The sequence below is a fragment of the Psychroflexus torquis ATCC 700755 genome (genome assembly GCF_000153485.2).
In the GTDB taxonomy this organism is placed as follows: domain Bacteria; phylum Bacteroidota; class Bacteroidia; order Flavobacteriales; family Flavobacteriaceae; genus Psychroflexus; species Psychroflexus torquis.
The window spans coordinates 3,986,661-4,003,634 of the sequence record NC_018721.1 but is presented as its reverse complement, the minus strand read 5'-3'; the positions used below and the strand labels follow the sequence as shown (position 1 = coordinate 4,003,634).

The following is a 16,974-nucleotide window of genomic DNA, read 5'->3' as shown; positions in this document are numbered from 1 at the left end:
TGAATGAATCAATTAGGTGGAAAATGCTTCAGTATAAAATCAATTAATCAACTTATACCGAAGTGTTGAAGCCAAATCAATTAGATACTGAAATCAAAGATTCAAGGAAGTAAAATAAATTTAATAAAAACGAATAGTAAGCCATAGAAATTATGCTTAAAAATCACCTTAAAATATCTTTTCGAAATCTGTGGAAAAACAAATTGCTTTCTACACTTAACCTGTTAGGCTTAAGTATAGGGATTGGTAGTGTATTGACTCTTATTTTTTCTGTATATGCGTATTATGATGCGGATGCTAATATTGAGGATCAAGAGAATATCTTTTATTTAAAAACATATACTACAGGTGGAGATTCGTACACAGAAACGCCCTATCTACTCCTAAATGAAATCATTAAATCTTCCCCAGAAGTAGTCGCAGGTTCGCATTTACAAGGCTGGAATAATCCTTGGCTAGAATATGGCGAATTGGAATTTCAAGAACAAACTGATTATGTGGAGCCAGCATTTTTTGATGTTTTCTCTTTAGCCTTAAAACATGGTAATCGCGAAACGGCTTTAGATAAAAAGTATTCTATTGTCCTTACCCATAAAGTGAGTGAGAAAATATTTGGAAAAAAGAATCCTGTTGGAGAAATCCTAAAAGCAAATGACAGCTTAAACCTCACAATTACCGGAGTTTTAGAACCGATTAGTCCGTATTCTGCTTTTCGGATGGGTGTGGTGATGCCTGCCCAACTTTTAGAAAGTTATCCCAGTTTTAAAGGACGTTCGAATTGGAGTGATAGCTTTAGCTTGAATTATTTAAAATTAAGACCAAATACAGATATTGAAGCCTTTGAAAGCCGTGTGGAAGAATTGGTTCAAAAAAACTATACCGATCCAAGTATAGTTGCAGCCTTAAAAGCATTGCCTTTTTCAGGCATTAGAATAGAAAGTATTCCTGTGGTAGAAACCATTATTAATGGGTGTATAGCCGCATCGGTTTTTATATTACTCATTGCACTGATCAACCTGCTCAATCTAAATGCATCAACAATGTATCGCCGGACTAAAGATATAGCGGTACGAAAAATATTAGGGGGTAGTAAAAAACATATTATCATTCAGTTTTGCATGGAGAATGGCATATTGGTCTTTGCATCTATCTGCATTTCAGCGCTCCTTTTTCTAGGCTTTTTATTACCAAAATTAAATTCAGTTTATGGTGCTGACTTTGGAAAGATTTCCTTTTCAGTAGAAAAAGATTATCCCGTGATTTTATTTGTTGTGGCATTGGGGCTTCTAGTAACTTTGATAGTAGGTATACTTCCCACTTTACGGTTTATCTCCATACCTATTTCAACAGGAATAAAGGGTAAACTAAACGCTATTAAAAGTAATTTTCTTGTTCGTAACTCATTTATAGTACTGCAATTTAGTATTGCGATTCTATTTATCTGTGTCGCTGTTATCTTAAATAGTCAAATTGGTTTTATGAAAAATGCTCCTTTGGGTTTTAGCAAGGAGAATATTCTAGTGGGTAACATCAATCTAGAGTTCAAAAATGAAGAAACAGCTTCGTCAAATTTTAATGCCTTATTAGACAAACTCGAAGCGAATTCTTATGTGAAAAATGTTTCAGTAAGTGATGGAATTCCCTCCGACTATAATTTTAATTACACGCAACTGTATGATCCTAAAACAGATAATGAAGTTAGAATGCGTTACGCAAGATCAGATCAAGACTACCTCCAGACCTTCGAAATTCCATTGGTAATGGGACGAGATTTTGATAAAAACCTAGATCAAGCTGATGATTACCCAGTACTCATAAATAGAACAGCAATGAAAGCTTTAGGATGGGATGCTATTGAAGGCAAACAATTGAAAGCAAAAGGAAACACCTCATCTAGTTATCCTATTGTGGGAGTTATGGAAGATTTTCACTTTCAAGATATGCAAAATGCAGTAGAACCCCTTATCCATTTTTATCGTGATAAAGAGGATTTATCCTACCCTCGCTTTCTTTCCGTAAAGGTAGAGAAGGGACATGAAAAGACAGTAGAAGAACTTATCGTAAATGGATTTGGCACTATTGAATCTCGAAGAACCTATGAACAAGAATTTTTAACTGATAAAGTCAGTGCGCAATACCGTTTAATTGAAGGCATGTTGAAAACCGTAAATGTAGTAGCACTCTTAACCATCTTTATTTCGTGTTTAGGCATGTTCGGATTGATTTCTTTTATGGCCAAAAGACGTGTGAAAGAAATAGGCATCAGAAAAGTTTTGGGTTCTGGAGTGTTAAAGATTATCATTTTACTTTCTAAAGATTACATCCTTCTTGTAGGCATAGCGGCCATTTTAGCTATTCCTATAGCTTGGTATGTAATGAACGCGTGGTTATCTGGTTTTGCTCATAGCATTACTATTCAATGGTGGATGTTCGCAATAGGTGGATTAATGGCCTTGCTAATTACATCCTTTACGGTAGGCCTCCAAGCTGTGAAATCAGCGATAGCGAATCCGACGGAGAGTTTGAAGATTGAGTAGAGGGTGTTAGTTAGTCGGAAGTCTGTAGCTTTTAGCTTGTAGTGAGAGATGAGAACATAGAGAAAAGAAAATAGACTAATCTGGTTTATGAATAAATGGACACTAATTGCTAAAAGCTAAAGACTAAGAAATGAGAAATGAGAAATGAGAAATGAGAAATCTAAATAAAAACCTTTGCAGTTCTGCTGACAGTTAGATGTGACAGATATTTTTTTTAAATGGTGGGACAATTAATAAGCACCTAACGAATAATAACTAAAAAAGATGTTTAAAAATTATTTCAAAATAGCCTTTAGAAATCTTATTAAAAATAAGGTGTATTCCTTTATCAATATTTCTGGTTTAGCCATAGGCATGGCAGCGACCATCTTAATTGGCCTATGGATTGCAGATGAGCTTAATTTTAATAACCATTATAAAAATAAGGACAGTATTGCCCAGATTTATCAAAGTCAAACGACTAATGGTAATATTAGCACTGGTCCTTCAATTCCAAGACCCTTAGAATTTGCCCTACGTGAAAATTACAAGGCTAATTTTAAGCATATTGTTATGGCATCTTGGGAGCAATCACAGTACCTAAAATTTGGAGAAACCAACATTTACAAAACTGGAAATGCCATGCAAAAAGCTGCGCCAGACATGCTGGGTTTAGATATTATTGCAGGTCTTAAAAATGGTCTTAAAGAGAAAAATTCAATTATGCTAGCTGAATCTGCAGCCAGTACTTTATTTGGAAATGAAACTGCACTAGGAAAAGTCATAAAAATTAACAACAAAGACGACTTAATGGTCACTGCCATTTACAAAGATATTCCAGCAAATAATTCATTTAGCGAAATGAAGTACATCATCCCTTGGAAACAGTATGTAACCACACAAGAATGGTTAAAATGGTCCAAGGATAATTGGGGAAATAATTCATTTCAACTTTTTGTTCAAATTAATGAAAACACATCTATGGATGTTGTAACCTCAAAAATTAGTGATGTTAAGAAAAATGCAGATCCTGAGTTGGTTCAATATAATCCACAATTATTTTTATTTCCAATGGAAAAGTGGCATTTAAGAAGTGATTTTGAAAATGGAATTCAAAGTGGAGGGCGCATAGAAAACGTCTGGTTATTTGGAGTTATAGGTTTATTTATTTTGCTATTAGCGTGTATCAACTTTGTGAATCTAAGTACAGCACGTTCAGAAAAACGAGCAACTGAAGTTGGCATCAGAAAATCGATTGGTTCTCAACGTAGTCAGCTTGTTTTACAGTTTCTAAGTGAATCCTTTTTAATTGTTTTTATATCGTTTATTGGTGCACTTAGCCTGGTATTATTATTCTTAAATGGATTTAATCATCTGGCTAGTAAATCGATTATTTTTCCGTGGGCAAATAGTCAGTTCTGGTTAATTTCATTACTCTTTGTAATTATCACGTCAATTTTAGCAGGTAGTTACCCGGCCTTATACTTATCGGCTTTCAACCCAGTCGAAGTTTTAAAAGGCACATTTAAAGCAGGACGCTATTCAGCGTTACCTCGAAAAGTTTTAGTTGTGACTCAGTTTACCGTTTCTGTTGCTTTAATTATTGGAACGCTTGTGGTGATGAATCAGATTCAATTCAGTAAGGATAGACCCGTTGGTTATGATAAGGAAGGCTTAATTCAAATTCCCGTAATGAGTAGTGAATTTATTGGAAAACAAGATCTGTTGCGCGAACAATTTATTGCTTCAGGTGGTGCTGCAGAGATGGCTGGTACGAGCGGGCCAATGACAAATGTCTGGTCCAATCAGTCTGGCTTCACTTGGGATGGTAAATCCGCAGGTTTTCAAGAAGATTTTGCACATACTAGGGTGTCTTATGAATTTACAGAAACATTGGGTTTAAAGGTTGTACAAGGACGTGGATTTTCGAGAGAATTCGCTTCAGATTCAAATGCAGTTTTGATTAATGAAACCGCAGTAAAATATATGGGACTTATAGATCCTATCGGAAAGTATATCAGAGATTCAGATATCGAAAATCCAAATCCACCTTTGAAAATTGTTGGCGTTGTGGAAGATATGATCATACAATCGCCTTACAATCCTGTAAAACAAGCTTTGTATATTTTTGATAGTTATGATAATGTAGCTTTTTACAACCTTAGACTGAATCCAGAAAAAAGTACTAGCGAAAACTTAACACTTATTGAAGGGGTCTTTAAAAGAAATTTCCCAAACACCCCGTTCGATTATCAGTTTGTAGATGAAGAATATGGCGCGAAATTTAAATCTGAAGAACGTATCGCCAGTTTAGCAAGCGTATTTACAGCTTTAGCTATTTTTATTAGTTGTCTAGGTCTTTTCGGATTGGCATCCTTCGTTGCTGAGCAAAGAACAAAAGAGATCGGTGTTAGAAAAGTATTAGGAGCCTCTATCAGCCAGTTGTGGTTATTACTCTCCAAAGATTTCATCACCCTTGTCGTTATTGCCTTATTGATTGCGTCTCCATTGGCCTACTATATTATGAAAGAGTGGTTGCAAAAGTTCAACTATAGAACGCCTGTCGGTTGGGATGTGTTTGCGATTGCCTGTTTTGGCGCATTAATCATCACTTTAATTACTGTAAGTTTTCAGGCTATTAAAGCAGCGACCTCTAATCCTGTAGAATCATTACGAACAGAATAAAACGATGAGTGGTGAGTGGTGAGGGAAAAAATAAAATGGAATTACGAATCAAAAAAAAGACTGAGAAGAAGAGAGGCTTAATTTAAGTAGTGAATAAAAAAAAGAATAGATAAAAACCTTTGCGAGACTTTTTTTTGAATAAAGCGGCTTGCAACAATTAAAAAAAGAAACCAACTAATAATAACTAAGAACCATGTTTAAAAATTATTTCAAAATTGCCTTTAGGAACCTATGGCGACACAAAAGCTATTCTGCCATTAATATAGGCGGTCTTGCGGTAGGAATGACGGCAGGCTTTTTATTGCTATTGTACATCGGTTATGAGATGAGCTATGAGTCTTTTCACTCTAATAAGGATCAACTTTATAGAGTTGTAACAGACATTGAGACCCCTTCTAATACATATAAAACGCCTGTTGTAGACTGGAATATTTTAAGTGAGATTACTGCCGAATTTCCAGAAATTGAAAACAATACCAGATTAAATGATACGGAATTTGATGTGCGTCTAGATAATAACAATTACCATGAAAGCAAAGTATTGGGGGTAGATGAAAGTTTCTTTCAAATCTTTGATTATGAGTTATTGCAGGGAAATCCGATTGAAGCACTTAAAACACCCTTCAGTTTGGTGCTATCAGAAACTACTGCTAAAAAATATTTTGGAGATGAAAATGCGCTAGGTAAGACCCTGAAAATAATGGATGACAATAGAATAGCTACTGTTACAGGAGTGATGAAGGACAATCCAAAAAACACTCAAATTAAAAGTGATATACTTATCTCCATGTCCACCTATACAGAAGTTTTGGATCCAGATTTGAAGGAGTCTTGGGGTGATTTCACTAACCGTGGTTTTGTTTTGCTGAATAAAAATGTAAACCCGAAAGCGCTAGAAGCTAAAATTGCCTCATACAACGAACGCGCTCATGGTGAAATCATGAAAGAAGCCGAGTTGAAACTCACCTACTTTTTAGAACCTATTGAGGATATCTACTTGTATTCTGAACGTGGATCTTCTCCCCAAATAGGCAATGTTTATATTTTCCTTATCGTGGCTCTTTTCATTCTTTTAATTGCCGCTATCAATTTTATAAATTTAACGACTGCAAGATCTGTAGAACGCGCCAAGGAAGTCGGAATACGTAAGGTTATAGGCGCCAAAAAAGGGCAACTCTCCATTCAGTTTTTAAGTGAATCTATCGTCATCTGTTTGTTTGCCTTTTTGCTAGCCATAGGTTTTACATGGCTAGCACTCCCCTATTTTAATACACTTGCAGGCAAGGAAATCGCAAGCAGTATATGGGACCGTCCTATCTATCCCATAAGTCTATTTGGCATGGCGCTATTAATAGCGCTCGTAGCTGGATCCTATCCCGCGTTGGTTTTATCTTCATTTAAACCCATAAAAGTTTTAAAAGGAAAGTTATCCAGTAGTTCCTCCGGCTCCAAATTGCGAAAAGGACTAGTTATTAGTCAGTTTACTATCTCTGTTATAATGATTGTGAGTACGATCATAGTCTATAATCAGATTGATTATATGCGCAGTCAGGATTTAGGATTTGATATGAATCAGGTAATGATCGTAGAAACTGACGGCAGTGCAAAGCAAAAAATAATGATTGATGAACTTAGCAATATTCCCAATATTATTTCCATAACCACTGCAGCGACTGTACCTGGTGGTGGTGGGGATAACAGTACCGCCTTAACTAAAATTGTAAATCAACAAGGCAATGAGCAGACGCTCACTATTGACCGGTATAGAATAGACGATGATTATATCAATCAATTTGATCTCAAGCTACTAGCTGGTAGAAATTTTTCAAAAGACTTAGCTAGCGACAGTCTAGAATCTATGATCATAAATGAAAAAGCATTTGGACTATTGGGTTATTCAGATCCAGAACAAATCATAGGCAAAGGTTTTGATCAATGGGGCAGAAAAGGCAAGATTATCGGTGTCGTAAAAGACTTTCATATGACTTCGCTAAAAGAAGAAATCGTACCGCTGAGCATGGTCTACAACAGTTCAGGTAACACTTTAATCAATTTAAAAATGACGGGGAATGATGTCAGTGCTACGATTGCTATTATAGAGAATAGCTTTAAAAAAGCCTATCCCAATACCACTTTTGAATACGCTTTTGTAAATGAATTATTTAAAGAGCAGTATGAGGCAGAAAGACGCTTTGGTACACTTTTTCTGAGTTTTGCACTACTTGCCATTTTTATCTCTTGTTTGGGATTGCTAGGACTAGCGTCCTACAGCACGTTGCAACGTCGAAGAGAAATAGGAATACGCAAGGTTCTTGGGGCCTCTTCAATGGGAATTGTGAATCTGTTGAGTAAAGATTTCCTGAAATTGGTACTGATTTCCATAGTCATCGCTACTCCTATCTCTTGGTTCATCATGAACAAATGGTTACAGGATTTCGCCTACCGAATGGACATAAGCTGGTGGATATTTGCAGTTTCAGGTGGTCTGGCGCTAGGTATCGCTTTTCTAACAGTAAGTTTTCAAGCCATTAAAGCAGCGATGACAAATCCAGTAAATAGTCTGAAAACTGAATAAAATGAGTAGTGGTGAGTGGTGAGTGGTGGATAGTGAGTAGAAAGAAGAAAGTTGTAAATTAAAAACTTTGCGACCCATTCTGCCGATAGGTAGATTTGCGAGAGTTTTTTCACAGCAACAATTTAAAAGCAATTTAAAAGCAATTTAAAAATAATAACTAAAAATCATGATTTTAAATTATTTCAAAATAGCACTTAGAAATCTTTGGAAAAATAGAACGTTTACTGCGCTAAACATGGTTGGTCTAACTGCTGCATTTGGAGTGGCAATACTGTTAGCGATGTTTGCCTTTTTTCAACTATCTTATGATCGTTTCCATGACCATGGGGAGAATCTTTATCAAGTATATTCTGAAGACAGTGAACTAAACGGTATCAAAGCTAATATATCAAAATCTGAACCTTTTGCTTCGGCATTACGCGATGAAATTTCAGGAGTTGAGAAGATAACACGCTATAATGGATCTGGTGTGTTATTAAATTATGAAGACAAGCAATTGCAGATGAATGGTGCTTATGTCGATCCCGATTTTTTTTATATGTTCAGCTATCCAATCCTAAAAGGTGATAAAAAGAATCCAATAACTTCAGAATCTTCAGTCGCCATGACCGAACTCGCTGCAAATCGACTCTTTGGGGATAAAAATCCTATTGGGCAAACAGTCACTATTTTAAGAGACGAAAAAAACGTGCCATTTACGGTGACAGCCATTGTGGAAGATTTCCCTAATACAAGCTCTATGGGTTTTGATGTGATACTTAATTTTAAAAGTCAGCCGTTACATGCCTACGCCCTAGCAATAGGACGTTGGGACATTCAGAATCATGACGTTGGGACATTCAGAATCATGAGGTCTATATGCAACTTTCTGAAGGAATAAGGCCAAAACAGTTTGAAAAGAGTACCACAAATTTCACACAGCTACACTATAAAAACGAAATTGATAATGCGAAACGTGACGGAATTCAACCGAATGCGAATGGTGATTATAGACAAATTAAATTGTTGCCTTTGGCAGATGTACGATTTGCTAATTTTAATCAAGGCGCAGTAACGGTAAATCGTACGATGCCCTATCTCGTATTAGGTATTGCCTTTCTAATTTTATGTATTGCTTGCGTTAACTTTATTAATATGAGTATTGCTAAAAGTGCACAAAGGTTGCGTGAGATTGGAATGCGTAAAACTTTAGGTGCAAACCAAAAACAGTTATTTTTTCAGTTTTGGGGGGAAAGTATGCTCGTTTTTTTAGTATCAATAAGTATGGGTATTTTAATGGCGATGCTTTTATTAGACCCTTTCCAAACCCTATTTAGAACGCAAGCTTCATTTGCCATATTATTGAACCCTTCATTGCTACTCGTGCTAGGTTTGGGAGTGCTGTTGATTACGCTAATAGCAGGTGGCTATCCAGCGCTATTAATGAGTCGTCTTGGTACGTTGCAGAGTTTAAAGGGTAAATTGGATAGTAGCGGAAAAGATTACTTGCGCAATAGTTTAATGGTATTACAATTCGGTATTGCGATATTACTTATTAGTGGAACCCTAGTACTTTGGAATCAGGTAGAGTTTATGCGAACCAAAGATTTGGGCTTCAATAAAGATCAGGTCATTGCATTTCCTCTCAATGGCAAGCGTAATGATCAGCAAGCGATGCAATTAATTCGAGATGCACTTCAAGATAAACCGAATATTGTGAGTATAACCGCATCCAACAACATTTTAGGTCTTGGTAAAAATGGATCTCGGTCTACAAGTATTTTAGGTTTTGATTATAAAGGTCGTGGTGTAGATACACACATGGTCGTTGTTGATACCGATTATATTGAGACCTTAGATTTAGAGGTTATCCAAGGTCGGTCGTTCCGAAATAACCTCGCTAGTGATAGTCTATCGGTTATTATTAATGACGCTATGGCTAAACTTCTTAATGAGGATGATATACTGGCTTCTAAAATAAAACTTGATGAGGCATCTTACGATATTGTTGGCGTGGTTAAGGACTTTAATTTTCAGGAACTCGATCAAAATATTGCCCCAATGTCTTTATTTGCCCTTCCCAATTGGAACTTAAGCAATGTTTATGTGAAGGTGACACCGCAAAATTTAGAACAAGCTTATGATGATGTGAAAACAGCTTGGGAAACTATTGAGCCTAATGCAGAATTTGAAGGCTCATTTTTAAATGAAAATATAGATCGCACATTACGTAACGAGCGCACCATGATCACGATGATCGGGAGCGGTTCTATCCTTGCTATCATTTTGAGTTGTATTGGTTTATTCGCAATGTCTTTGCTTATTGTGGCGCAACGTCGAAAAGAAATAGGGGTTCGTAAAATTGTAGGTGCAAGTGTGTCTGCAATTACAATACTTCTTACTAGGGATTTTTTAAAGTTGGTTATTATTGCTTTTGTTATTGCAACACCAATCGCTTGGTATACACTGAGTAAATGGTTACAGAACTATGCTTATCGCATTGATCTTAATATTTGGATATTTCTTGCAGCTGGAGGGATTGCTATGTTTATAGCTATGGTAACAATAGCTAGCAAAACTATAAAAGCGGCTATATCTAATCCTGTTGAGTCACTTAGAACAGAATAAAACGAGTAGTAGTGAGTAGTGAGTGAAAAAATAGAATAGAATTACGAATTAAGAAAAAAGACTAAGAAGAAGAGAGACTATGTTTAAGTAGGGCTTGCTGATTTTCTTATAATTATCATCTATTAAATTAAGCATCAGTGTTTTACGCATGAAAATACACGTTTTTTTCTTGCGTAATTGCATGGTTTTTCGTATCTTTTACTCATAAACCTATGCAGTTATGATAAAATATACGCCTTCTAATCAGTTAAGTTTATCCGAGTTTTCACATCCCTTCGAACAAGAATTGTTATCTGATAATCGCTGGGTAAAATTAGCACAACTCATCCCTTGGGATGCTTTGGCAAAGGTATATTCCAATAAACTCAATGCACGTAATGGTAGAGAGAGTATTGATGTCCGCATGGTTATAGGTGCAATTATTGTAAAGCATAAGATAGGGCTAAACGATAGAGAGACCGTTGCGATGATTAGCGAAAACATCTACTTGCAATATTTCTGTGGATTAAAGTGTTTTCAAACCAAACCCCCTTTTCACCCCACTGTACTTGTAGCTATTCGTAAACGAATGGGGGCAGTAAATTTTGACTCTTGGAATACTCTAATCATTGAAAAAGCAGATAGCTTGAAGCCAAAAAGGGCAAGGAATATTCAAAAGAACACCGAGGAAGAGGCCCCTAATCAATCTGCCTCTGATAGTAAACACAAAGGCAAACTAAAGATTGATGCTAGTGTGGCTGATCAAAGAATAGTGTTCCCTACCGATGCTGGTCTGCTTAATACAGCACGCAAAGAAAGTGAGCGAATTATAGATTTGCTTTACGAGCAAACCCAAGGAGTTAATAAACCTCGAGATTACCGTCGAGTAGCAAGAACAGAATATCTTGTATTTTCTAAAAAACGCAGAAAGACAACCAAACAAATAAACAAGTTCATTCGAAAACAACTAGGATATACCAGGCGTAACCTATCTTATATTGAAAAACTGTTAGACCAAATAGAAGATCAAAAAAAGGAGGAACACTTGCCTGGCATGTTTACAGATCTTAGAACTGCTTATCCCTGTAAATTCCCTTTACCAAAACGGGACCAAAAGATTTACTGGGTGCTTCAACTCATCTATGAACAACAAAACTATATGTATCACGAAAAAGTTAATAGTGTAAAAAATAGAATAGTCAATATTTATCAACCTTACGTTCGCCCTATCCCAAGAGGAAAGGATAAAGTATCGACAGAATTTGGAGCAAAGATTAGTGCTAGTGAGATAGATGGAATGAGTAGAGTAGAACATATAAGTTGGGATCAATTTAATGAATCTAAAGATTTAGTATTACAAGTAGAATCCTACAGAATCACCTTTGGTCACTACCCAGAATTACTACTGGCAGACCAAATATACCTTAACAGAGAGAACAGAAAATGGCTCAAAGAAAAAGGGATTAGAATTGTAGGAAAACCATTAGGGAGACCGCCAAAACAAGAACTTTCTGCCTATCAAAAGCGAAAACTCAAAAAAGAGCGAAACCAAAGAAACCTAATAGAAGGAAAGTTTGGACAAGCAAAAAACGCATACGGACTTAGCAAAATAAAAGCTAAAAGGAAAGACACATCAGAAAGCTGGATTAGTGCCATTTTCTTCATAATGAACTTAATAAACTTATCAAAAATAGCAGATAAATATGCTATTTTTTGTGCCTTATTTGAAAATTGGATATACGCTAAGCTAAATCCCAAAATAAAAGGGTGTTTCTATAATACTGATGTCACTAAACCCTTTTTTATTCAAAATTACATACCTCTTGAACTAAAATAAGCTTGAGTAAATCAGCAAGCCCTAAGTAGTGAATGATTTAACTTCAAAGTAGCAGAGATAAAATCCTTTGAGAGACTTTGTAGCTTTATGAGGCTTTCTTTTGAATAGAGCAACTAACTAATAATAACAACTAATCATGATTTTAAATTATTTTAAAATAGCATGGAGACATATCTTAAAAAACAAAGTGATGTTTGGCATCAATATCCTGGGTTTGGCATTGGGTATTGCAAGTTGTGTGATCATCTCTTTGTTTGTTTTTGATGAATTGAGTTATGATAGATTCAATACCAAAGCAGAAAATATTGTTCGTGTTGTTCTAAAGGCGAATATAAATGGGGAAACTATAAATGAAGCTGTTGTTATGGCACCAGTAGCACAGACATTTAAAAATGATTTACCTGAAGTTATAGAAGCAACACGACTCACAAATTTATACAATCCTGAAATTAACTTTAAAAACACAACTTATAGAGATACTAAGTTTGCTTACGTAGATCCTAATTTCTTCTCGGTTTTTACCTTAGACATCATAGACGGAAATACTGTAAATCCATTAGACCAACCAAATACAGTAGTCATTTCTATTAAAGAAGCCAAAAAATATTTTGGCACAGAAAACGCCATCGGAAAAACACTAAAAATCGATAACTACAATCGTCAATATACGGTTACAGCTGTTATGGAAGAGGTGCCGAAAAATTCACATTTTCATTTTGATATGTTTGCCTCTACAGTAGGCTATTAACCTCGCACTTAAAGATCTTTAATTTTAGGCAGCATATTTGATGCTCTCATGTTTAAAATATTTTGCTACCCTTTCGCTATCATTTTGAAGCATTTTCATATGATTCTCTAAATTTTCTTTCATTTTTTCTTGTGTTTTTGGTGCCGGTTTATCCGAGAGTCCATACTTTAAATCGCAATTCAGATATTCATCTGGGTTTCGCTCAGGTGAGTATGATGGCAGGTAAAATAGTTCTATGGTTTCGCCATTTTCTTCCGCCCATTTCTTTACAACTTTACTATGATGGACTCGTAAATTATCAAGGATTAAGAATACTTTGGTTTCTTGCGATTTGATGAGCTGTTCTAAAAATTGAATAAATACATCTGAGTTCATATTTTCTTTATATATCATAAACTGAATTAAACCCTGATTTGTAACTGTAGAAATCATGTTGATTGAAAACCGCTTCGACATATGTTTTTTAACAGGAGTTTTTCCTTTTGGAGCATAGGAACGTCCATGATGATTATTGTTTTTTACACCCGTTTCATCCCCCCAATGAATAGTTGCCTTCTCTTGTTTTGCCTTCTCTTTTATTGCTGGATATTCTTCGTCTAACCATTTTTGAACTTTTTTGGAACATTGTTCATAAGCTCTCTTTTTTGGCTTTTGAGGCGTGAATCCCCAAGCGTTGAGATAATTACCGACAGCTCTTCTTCCGATTGTAATACTAAACTCTCTTGCTATCAAATCCCTTACTGCCCTTGTAGTCCACAAAGCATAATCTAACTTTAGTTGATCGGGCATTACATCAATAATCATTTTTTGGATTGCAGCTTCTTGATCTTTATTGAGTAGTTTTCGATCTTCTGATTTGACTCCTCGTTTTTGATATGACAAAGATTTATGACCTTCTTTATTGTAAAGCTTCCACCAATCTCTAACAGTATTTACATGAACACCGTAAAACAGAGCTATGTCTTTTTTTTTATCTCCACGTTTTATCATTTTTACAGCATCCCTTCGAATTATACCTCTTTCCTGATCAGAAACACTCCTTAAGTCTATTTTTTCCATCTATAAATATACGAAATATTTAACTATAAATAAAGAACTATTGATTCGAAGTTAATACGAGTCAGCGAATGGAACGTCTTGGGTAAATTCAGATTTTTTCACCTACCTCTTATTAAAAGACGGAACAAACCTGAAAGCACTCGAAGCAAAAATACCAGCACTTGTTAAAAAATACATGGCACCGCAAATTGACGGTGCGGTAGGAATGTCTTATTCAGAATTTATTAAAACCAATAAAATTGGATTATTTCTTCAACCCTTAACAGACATTCACCTAAAATCAGATTTTATAACTACTACGGTGTTAGAACCAGGTGGTGATATTAAATACGTGTATATTTTTAGTGCAGTCGCCCTTTTTATGTTATTGATTGCCTGTATTAACTTTATGAATCTTTCTACTGCATCTGCTTCAAAAAGAGCTAAAGAAGTAGGGATTCGAAAAGTTCTGGGATCGAATAAGAAACAATTGGTCGTTCAATTTTTAGCGGAATCTATCCTAGCAAGTTGCATAGCTATGCTGTTGGCAGTGTTGCTCGTGGTTGCTTTTTTACCTGTTTTTAATACCATTTCTGGTAAAGCATTACTTACAGCCAATTTTTTCAATCCTATTGCGCTCAGCATATTAGGATTACTCACACTAGTAGTTGGCGTTATAGCAGGTGGTTATCCCGCTTTTTTCTTGTCTTCTTTTACGCCCATTAAGGCTTTAAAAAATAAGTTCTCTGGTGTTGGGAAAAACAAAGGGATAAGAAGTGGATTGGTCGTCTTTCAATTTGTTATTTCTGCGGGGCTTATTTTATCGACGTTGGTTGTTTATCAGCAAATGGATTTTATTCAGCAAAAAGAATTGGGTTATAATAAGGATCAACTCCTTGTATTGCGCAACTCATATTTACTTAAGGAAAATAATTTAGCTTGGCTCTAGTTTAATACAGCTATTATATGTATATTTAGATTATGAACATAGATAATCTAAAAGAGGAAATACTATCACTATCCACTCTAGATCGTGATAATCTGTTAAAGGATATTACAGATTCACTTGAGCATAATCAATTGGTTGAGCGGGCTTCCCGTCGCCATATTTTAGATAATAAAATGGGCGGATGCCCACATTGTTTACATGAAAAATATGTTCGTTTTGGAGTTGACAAAGGCTCGCAGCGCTATAAGTGCAAGTCTTGCAATAGAAGCTTTACTGAATATACTGGCACTTGGATGGCGGGACTTCAAAGAAAGGATATGATTTCATCTTATTTAAGTCTTATGGTTCAAGAAAAAAGTTTAGATAAAATAAGTTCAGAATTAGGCATCAATAAAAAGACAGCCTTTGATTGGCGTCATAAGATATTAGCTTCATTCGATACTAAAAATGACGATGACCAAGACAACTTTACAGGTATTACAGAGAGTGACGAAACCTTTTTCCTAAGATCAGAAAAAGGTATGGAGGTAAAAGATAGGGAATCAAGAAAAAGAGGCGGTAAGTCTAAAAAGAGAGGTATAAGTAAAGATCAAGTTGCGGTAATTGTAACACAGGATAGAAAATCAACATTAGACCTTAGCGTGGCTAAACTCGGTCGAATAGGAAAAGTAGATATAGAAAATGCTATCGGTAAACGTGTTATAAAGGATATAACCATATTGTGTAGCGATGCCCATCACAGTTATAAAGGGTTTGCCAAAGATAGCGAAACAGAGTTCCACATCGTAAATGCATCAAAAGGAGAAAGAGTAAAAGGAAAGTATCACATACAACACGTTAATTCTACTCACAATAGAGTTAAAAAATGGATTGAAAATACCTTTTGGGGAGTATCAACAAAATATCTACAACAATATATGAATTGGTATCGAATAAAGGAAAATATAAAGTCTAGAAGCGATAGAGCCAACGCCTTTGTGGAAGAAACAATTGCTCTAGGTACATTGAAACGGTATAATCAAATCGAATCTAGATATGAAAACTTAATATCAACGCAGACCTAAACTAGAGCCTTTAGCTTTAAGAGATGAACTTCTAAAATCTCCAAGCGTCTTAAACATTGCTCAGTCTGCATATGTTCCCGCTGGCACTTCAGATGTAAGTATGTCTGGCGTTTTTCTGGAAGACAGGTACATGAGAAGAATGTTTACCTATAATATTGACGAACATTACCTGCCTACGATGGGAATGAATTTGATTTCAGGACGTAATTTTTCCAAGGATTTCGGTGATGAGATGAACAATGTTATTATAAATGAAGAAGCCTTAAAAATATTGGGTTTTGGAGAAAATGCTATCGGTAAACAATTTCAACGTGACACGGATGATGGCAAACAACTGCTCACTATTATTGGTGTGGTAAAGAATTTCAATTTTAAATCACTTCACAAAAGAATAGATCCGTTATTGATGTTACACAATCCGTATGGCGGTCTTATTGTTAGAACTAAAGTAGAAGATATGTCTAGTTTAATAGAAAAAGCCAATGCCATTTGGTTGACTTTTAAGCCTAAAGGAAATTTCAGCTATACCATTTTAGATGATTCGTATAACCAGCAATATCTCACCGAACAAAAAATGGGAACAATTCTATCCATCTTTGCCGTGCTCACCATTTTTGTAGCCTGTTTAGGTTTATTTGGCTTGGTGACGTACACAGCGGAACAACGCACTAAAGAGATAGGGATACGGAAAGTTTTAGGTTCAAATGTTTTACAAATAGTGAGTTTACTTACCAAGGATTTTTTAAAACTTATTATTATATCATTCTTAATTGCATTTCCATTGGGCTTTTATTTAATGAATAAGTGGCTGCAAGATTTTGCTTACCGCATTGAAATTTCAGTTTGGTCAATTTTTTTAGCAGCACTTTTAACCAGCATAGTTGCATTATTAACCATCAGCTTTAAAAGCATTAGAGCCGCTATAGCAAATCCTGTGGATAGTCTAAAAACGGAATAAAACAAGTAGTGGGAAGTG

General features: G+C 35.5%; 11 protein-coding genes. 10 read left to right on the top strand and 1 reads right to left on the bottom strand.

The genetic code is table 11. The features are described 5' to 3' along the window. Positions 1-152 precede the first annotated feature (152 nt). From P700755_RS17130 to P700755_RS17105, 7 genes are all read left to right on the top strand, one after another. Complete coding sequence (locus tag P700755_RS17130) at positions 153-2,537, top strand: ABC transporter permease (protein ID WP_015025878.1); 2,385 nt, start codon at positions 153-155, stop codon at positions 2,535-2,537. A 264-nt stretch (positions 2,538-2,801) separates the two neighbouring features. Beyond that, the gene (locus P700755_RS17125) at positions 2,802-5,201 is read left to right on the top strand and encodes an ABC transporter permease (RefSeq protein ID WP_015025877.1); all 2,400 of its coding nucleotides are present in this window, start codon (positions 2,802-2,804) and stop codon (positions 5,199-5,201) included. A gap of 193 nt (positions 5,202-5,394) precedes the next feature. Further along, positions 5,395-7,776, top strand: a complete 2,382-nt coding sequence (locus P700755_RS17120; protein WP_015025876.1) for an ABC transporter permease — start codon at positions 5,395-5,397, stop codon at positions 7,774-7,776. A 166-nt stretch (positions 7,777-7,942) separates the two neighbouring features. Next, positions 7,943-8,656, top strand: coding sequence for an ABC transporter permease (locus P700755_RS20915; protein WP_245535963.1), 714 nt, complete (start codon positions 7,943-7,945; stop codon positions 8,654-8,656). Then, a complete protein-coding gene (locus tag P700755_RS17115) occupies positions 8,635-10,383 on the top strand; it encodes an FtsX-like permease family protein (RefSeq protein ID WP_245535962.1) in 1,749 nt (582 codons plus the stop codon). The genes P700755_RS20915 and P700755_RS17115 overlap by 22 nt, the downstream gene beginning before the upstream one ends. Positions 10,384-10,603: 220 nt before the next feature. Next, complete coding sequence (locus P700755_RS17110) at positions 10,604-12,199, top strand: IS5-like element ISPto9 family transposase (RefSeq protein ID WP_015025484.1); 1,596 nt, start codon at positions 10,604-10,606, stop codon at positions 12,197-12,199. Between the two features lie 136 nt (positions 12,200-12,335). Continuing rightward, a complete protein-coding gene (locus tag P700755_RS17105) occupies positions 12,336-12,947 on the top strand; it encodes an ABC transporter permease (RefSeq protein ID WP_041758487.1) in 612 nt (203 codons plus the stop codon). Positions 12,948-12,971: 24 nt separating this feature from the next. Here the strand turns inward: P700755_RS17105 and P700755_RS17100 are convergent, their stop codons facing one another. Beyond that, positions 12,972-14,006 carry an IS630 family transposase gene (locus tag P700755_RS17100; protein ID WP_015023751.1) on the bottom strand — a complete coding sequence of 345 codons (1,035 nt, stop codon included), beginning with the start codon at positions 14,004-14,006 and terminating at the stop codon, positions 12,972-12,974. 175 nt (positions 14,007-14,181) lie between these two features. Here P700755_RS17100 and P700755_RS17095 point away from each other — a divergent pair, with 175 nt between their 5' ends. From P700755_RS17095 to P700755_RS17085, 3 genes are all read left to right on the top strand, one after another. Then, positions 14,182-14,934 (top strand): ABC transporter permease, encoded by a 753-nt coding sequence (locus P700755_RS17095; protein ID WP_051007988.1) that lies wholly within the window; start codon positions 14,182-14,184, stop codon positions 14,932-14,934. A 32-nt stretch (positions 14,935-14,966) separates the two neighbouring features. Further along, on the top strand, positions 14,967-15,998 hold the full coding sequence (locus P700755_RS17090) for an IS1595-like element ISPto1 family transposase (protein WP_015022784.1): 1,032 nt from the start codon (positions 14,967-14,969) through the stop codon (positions 15,996-15,998). A 139-nt stretch (positions 15,999-16,137) separates the two neighbouring features. Beyond that, positions 16,138-16,956, top strand: coding sequence for an ABC transporter permease (locus P700755_RS17085; protein WP_051007987.1), 819 nt, complete (start codon positions 16,138-16,140; stop codon positions 16,954-16,956). Positions 16,957-16,974 lie beyond the last annotated feature (18 nt).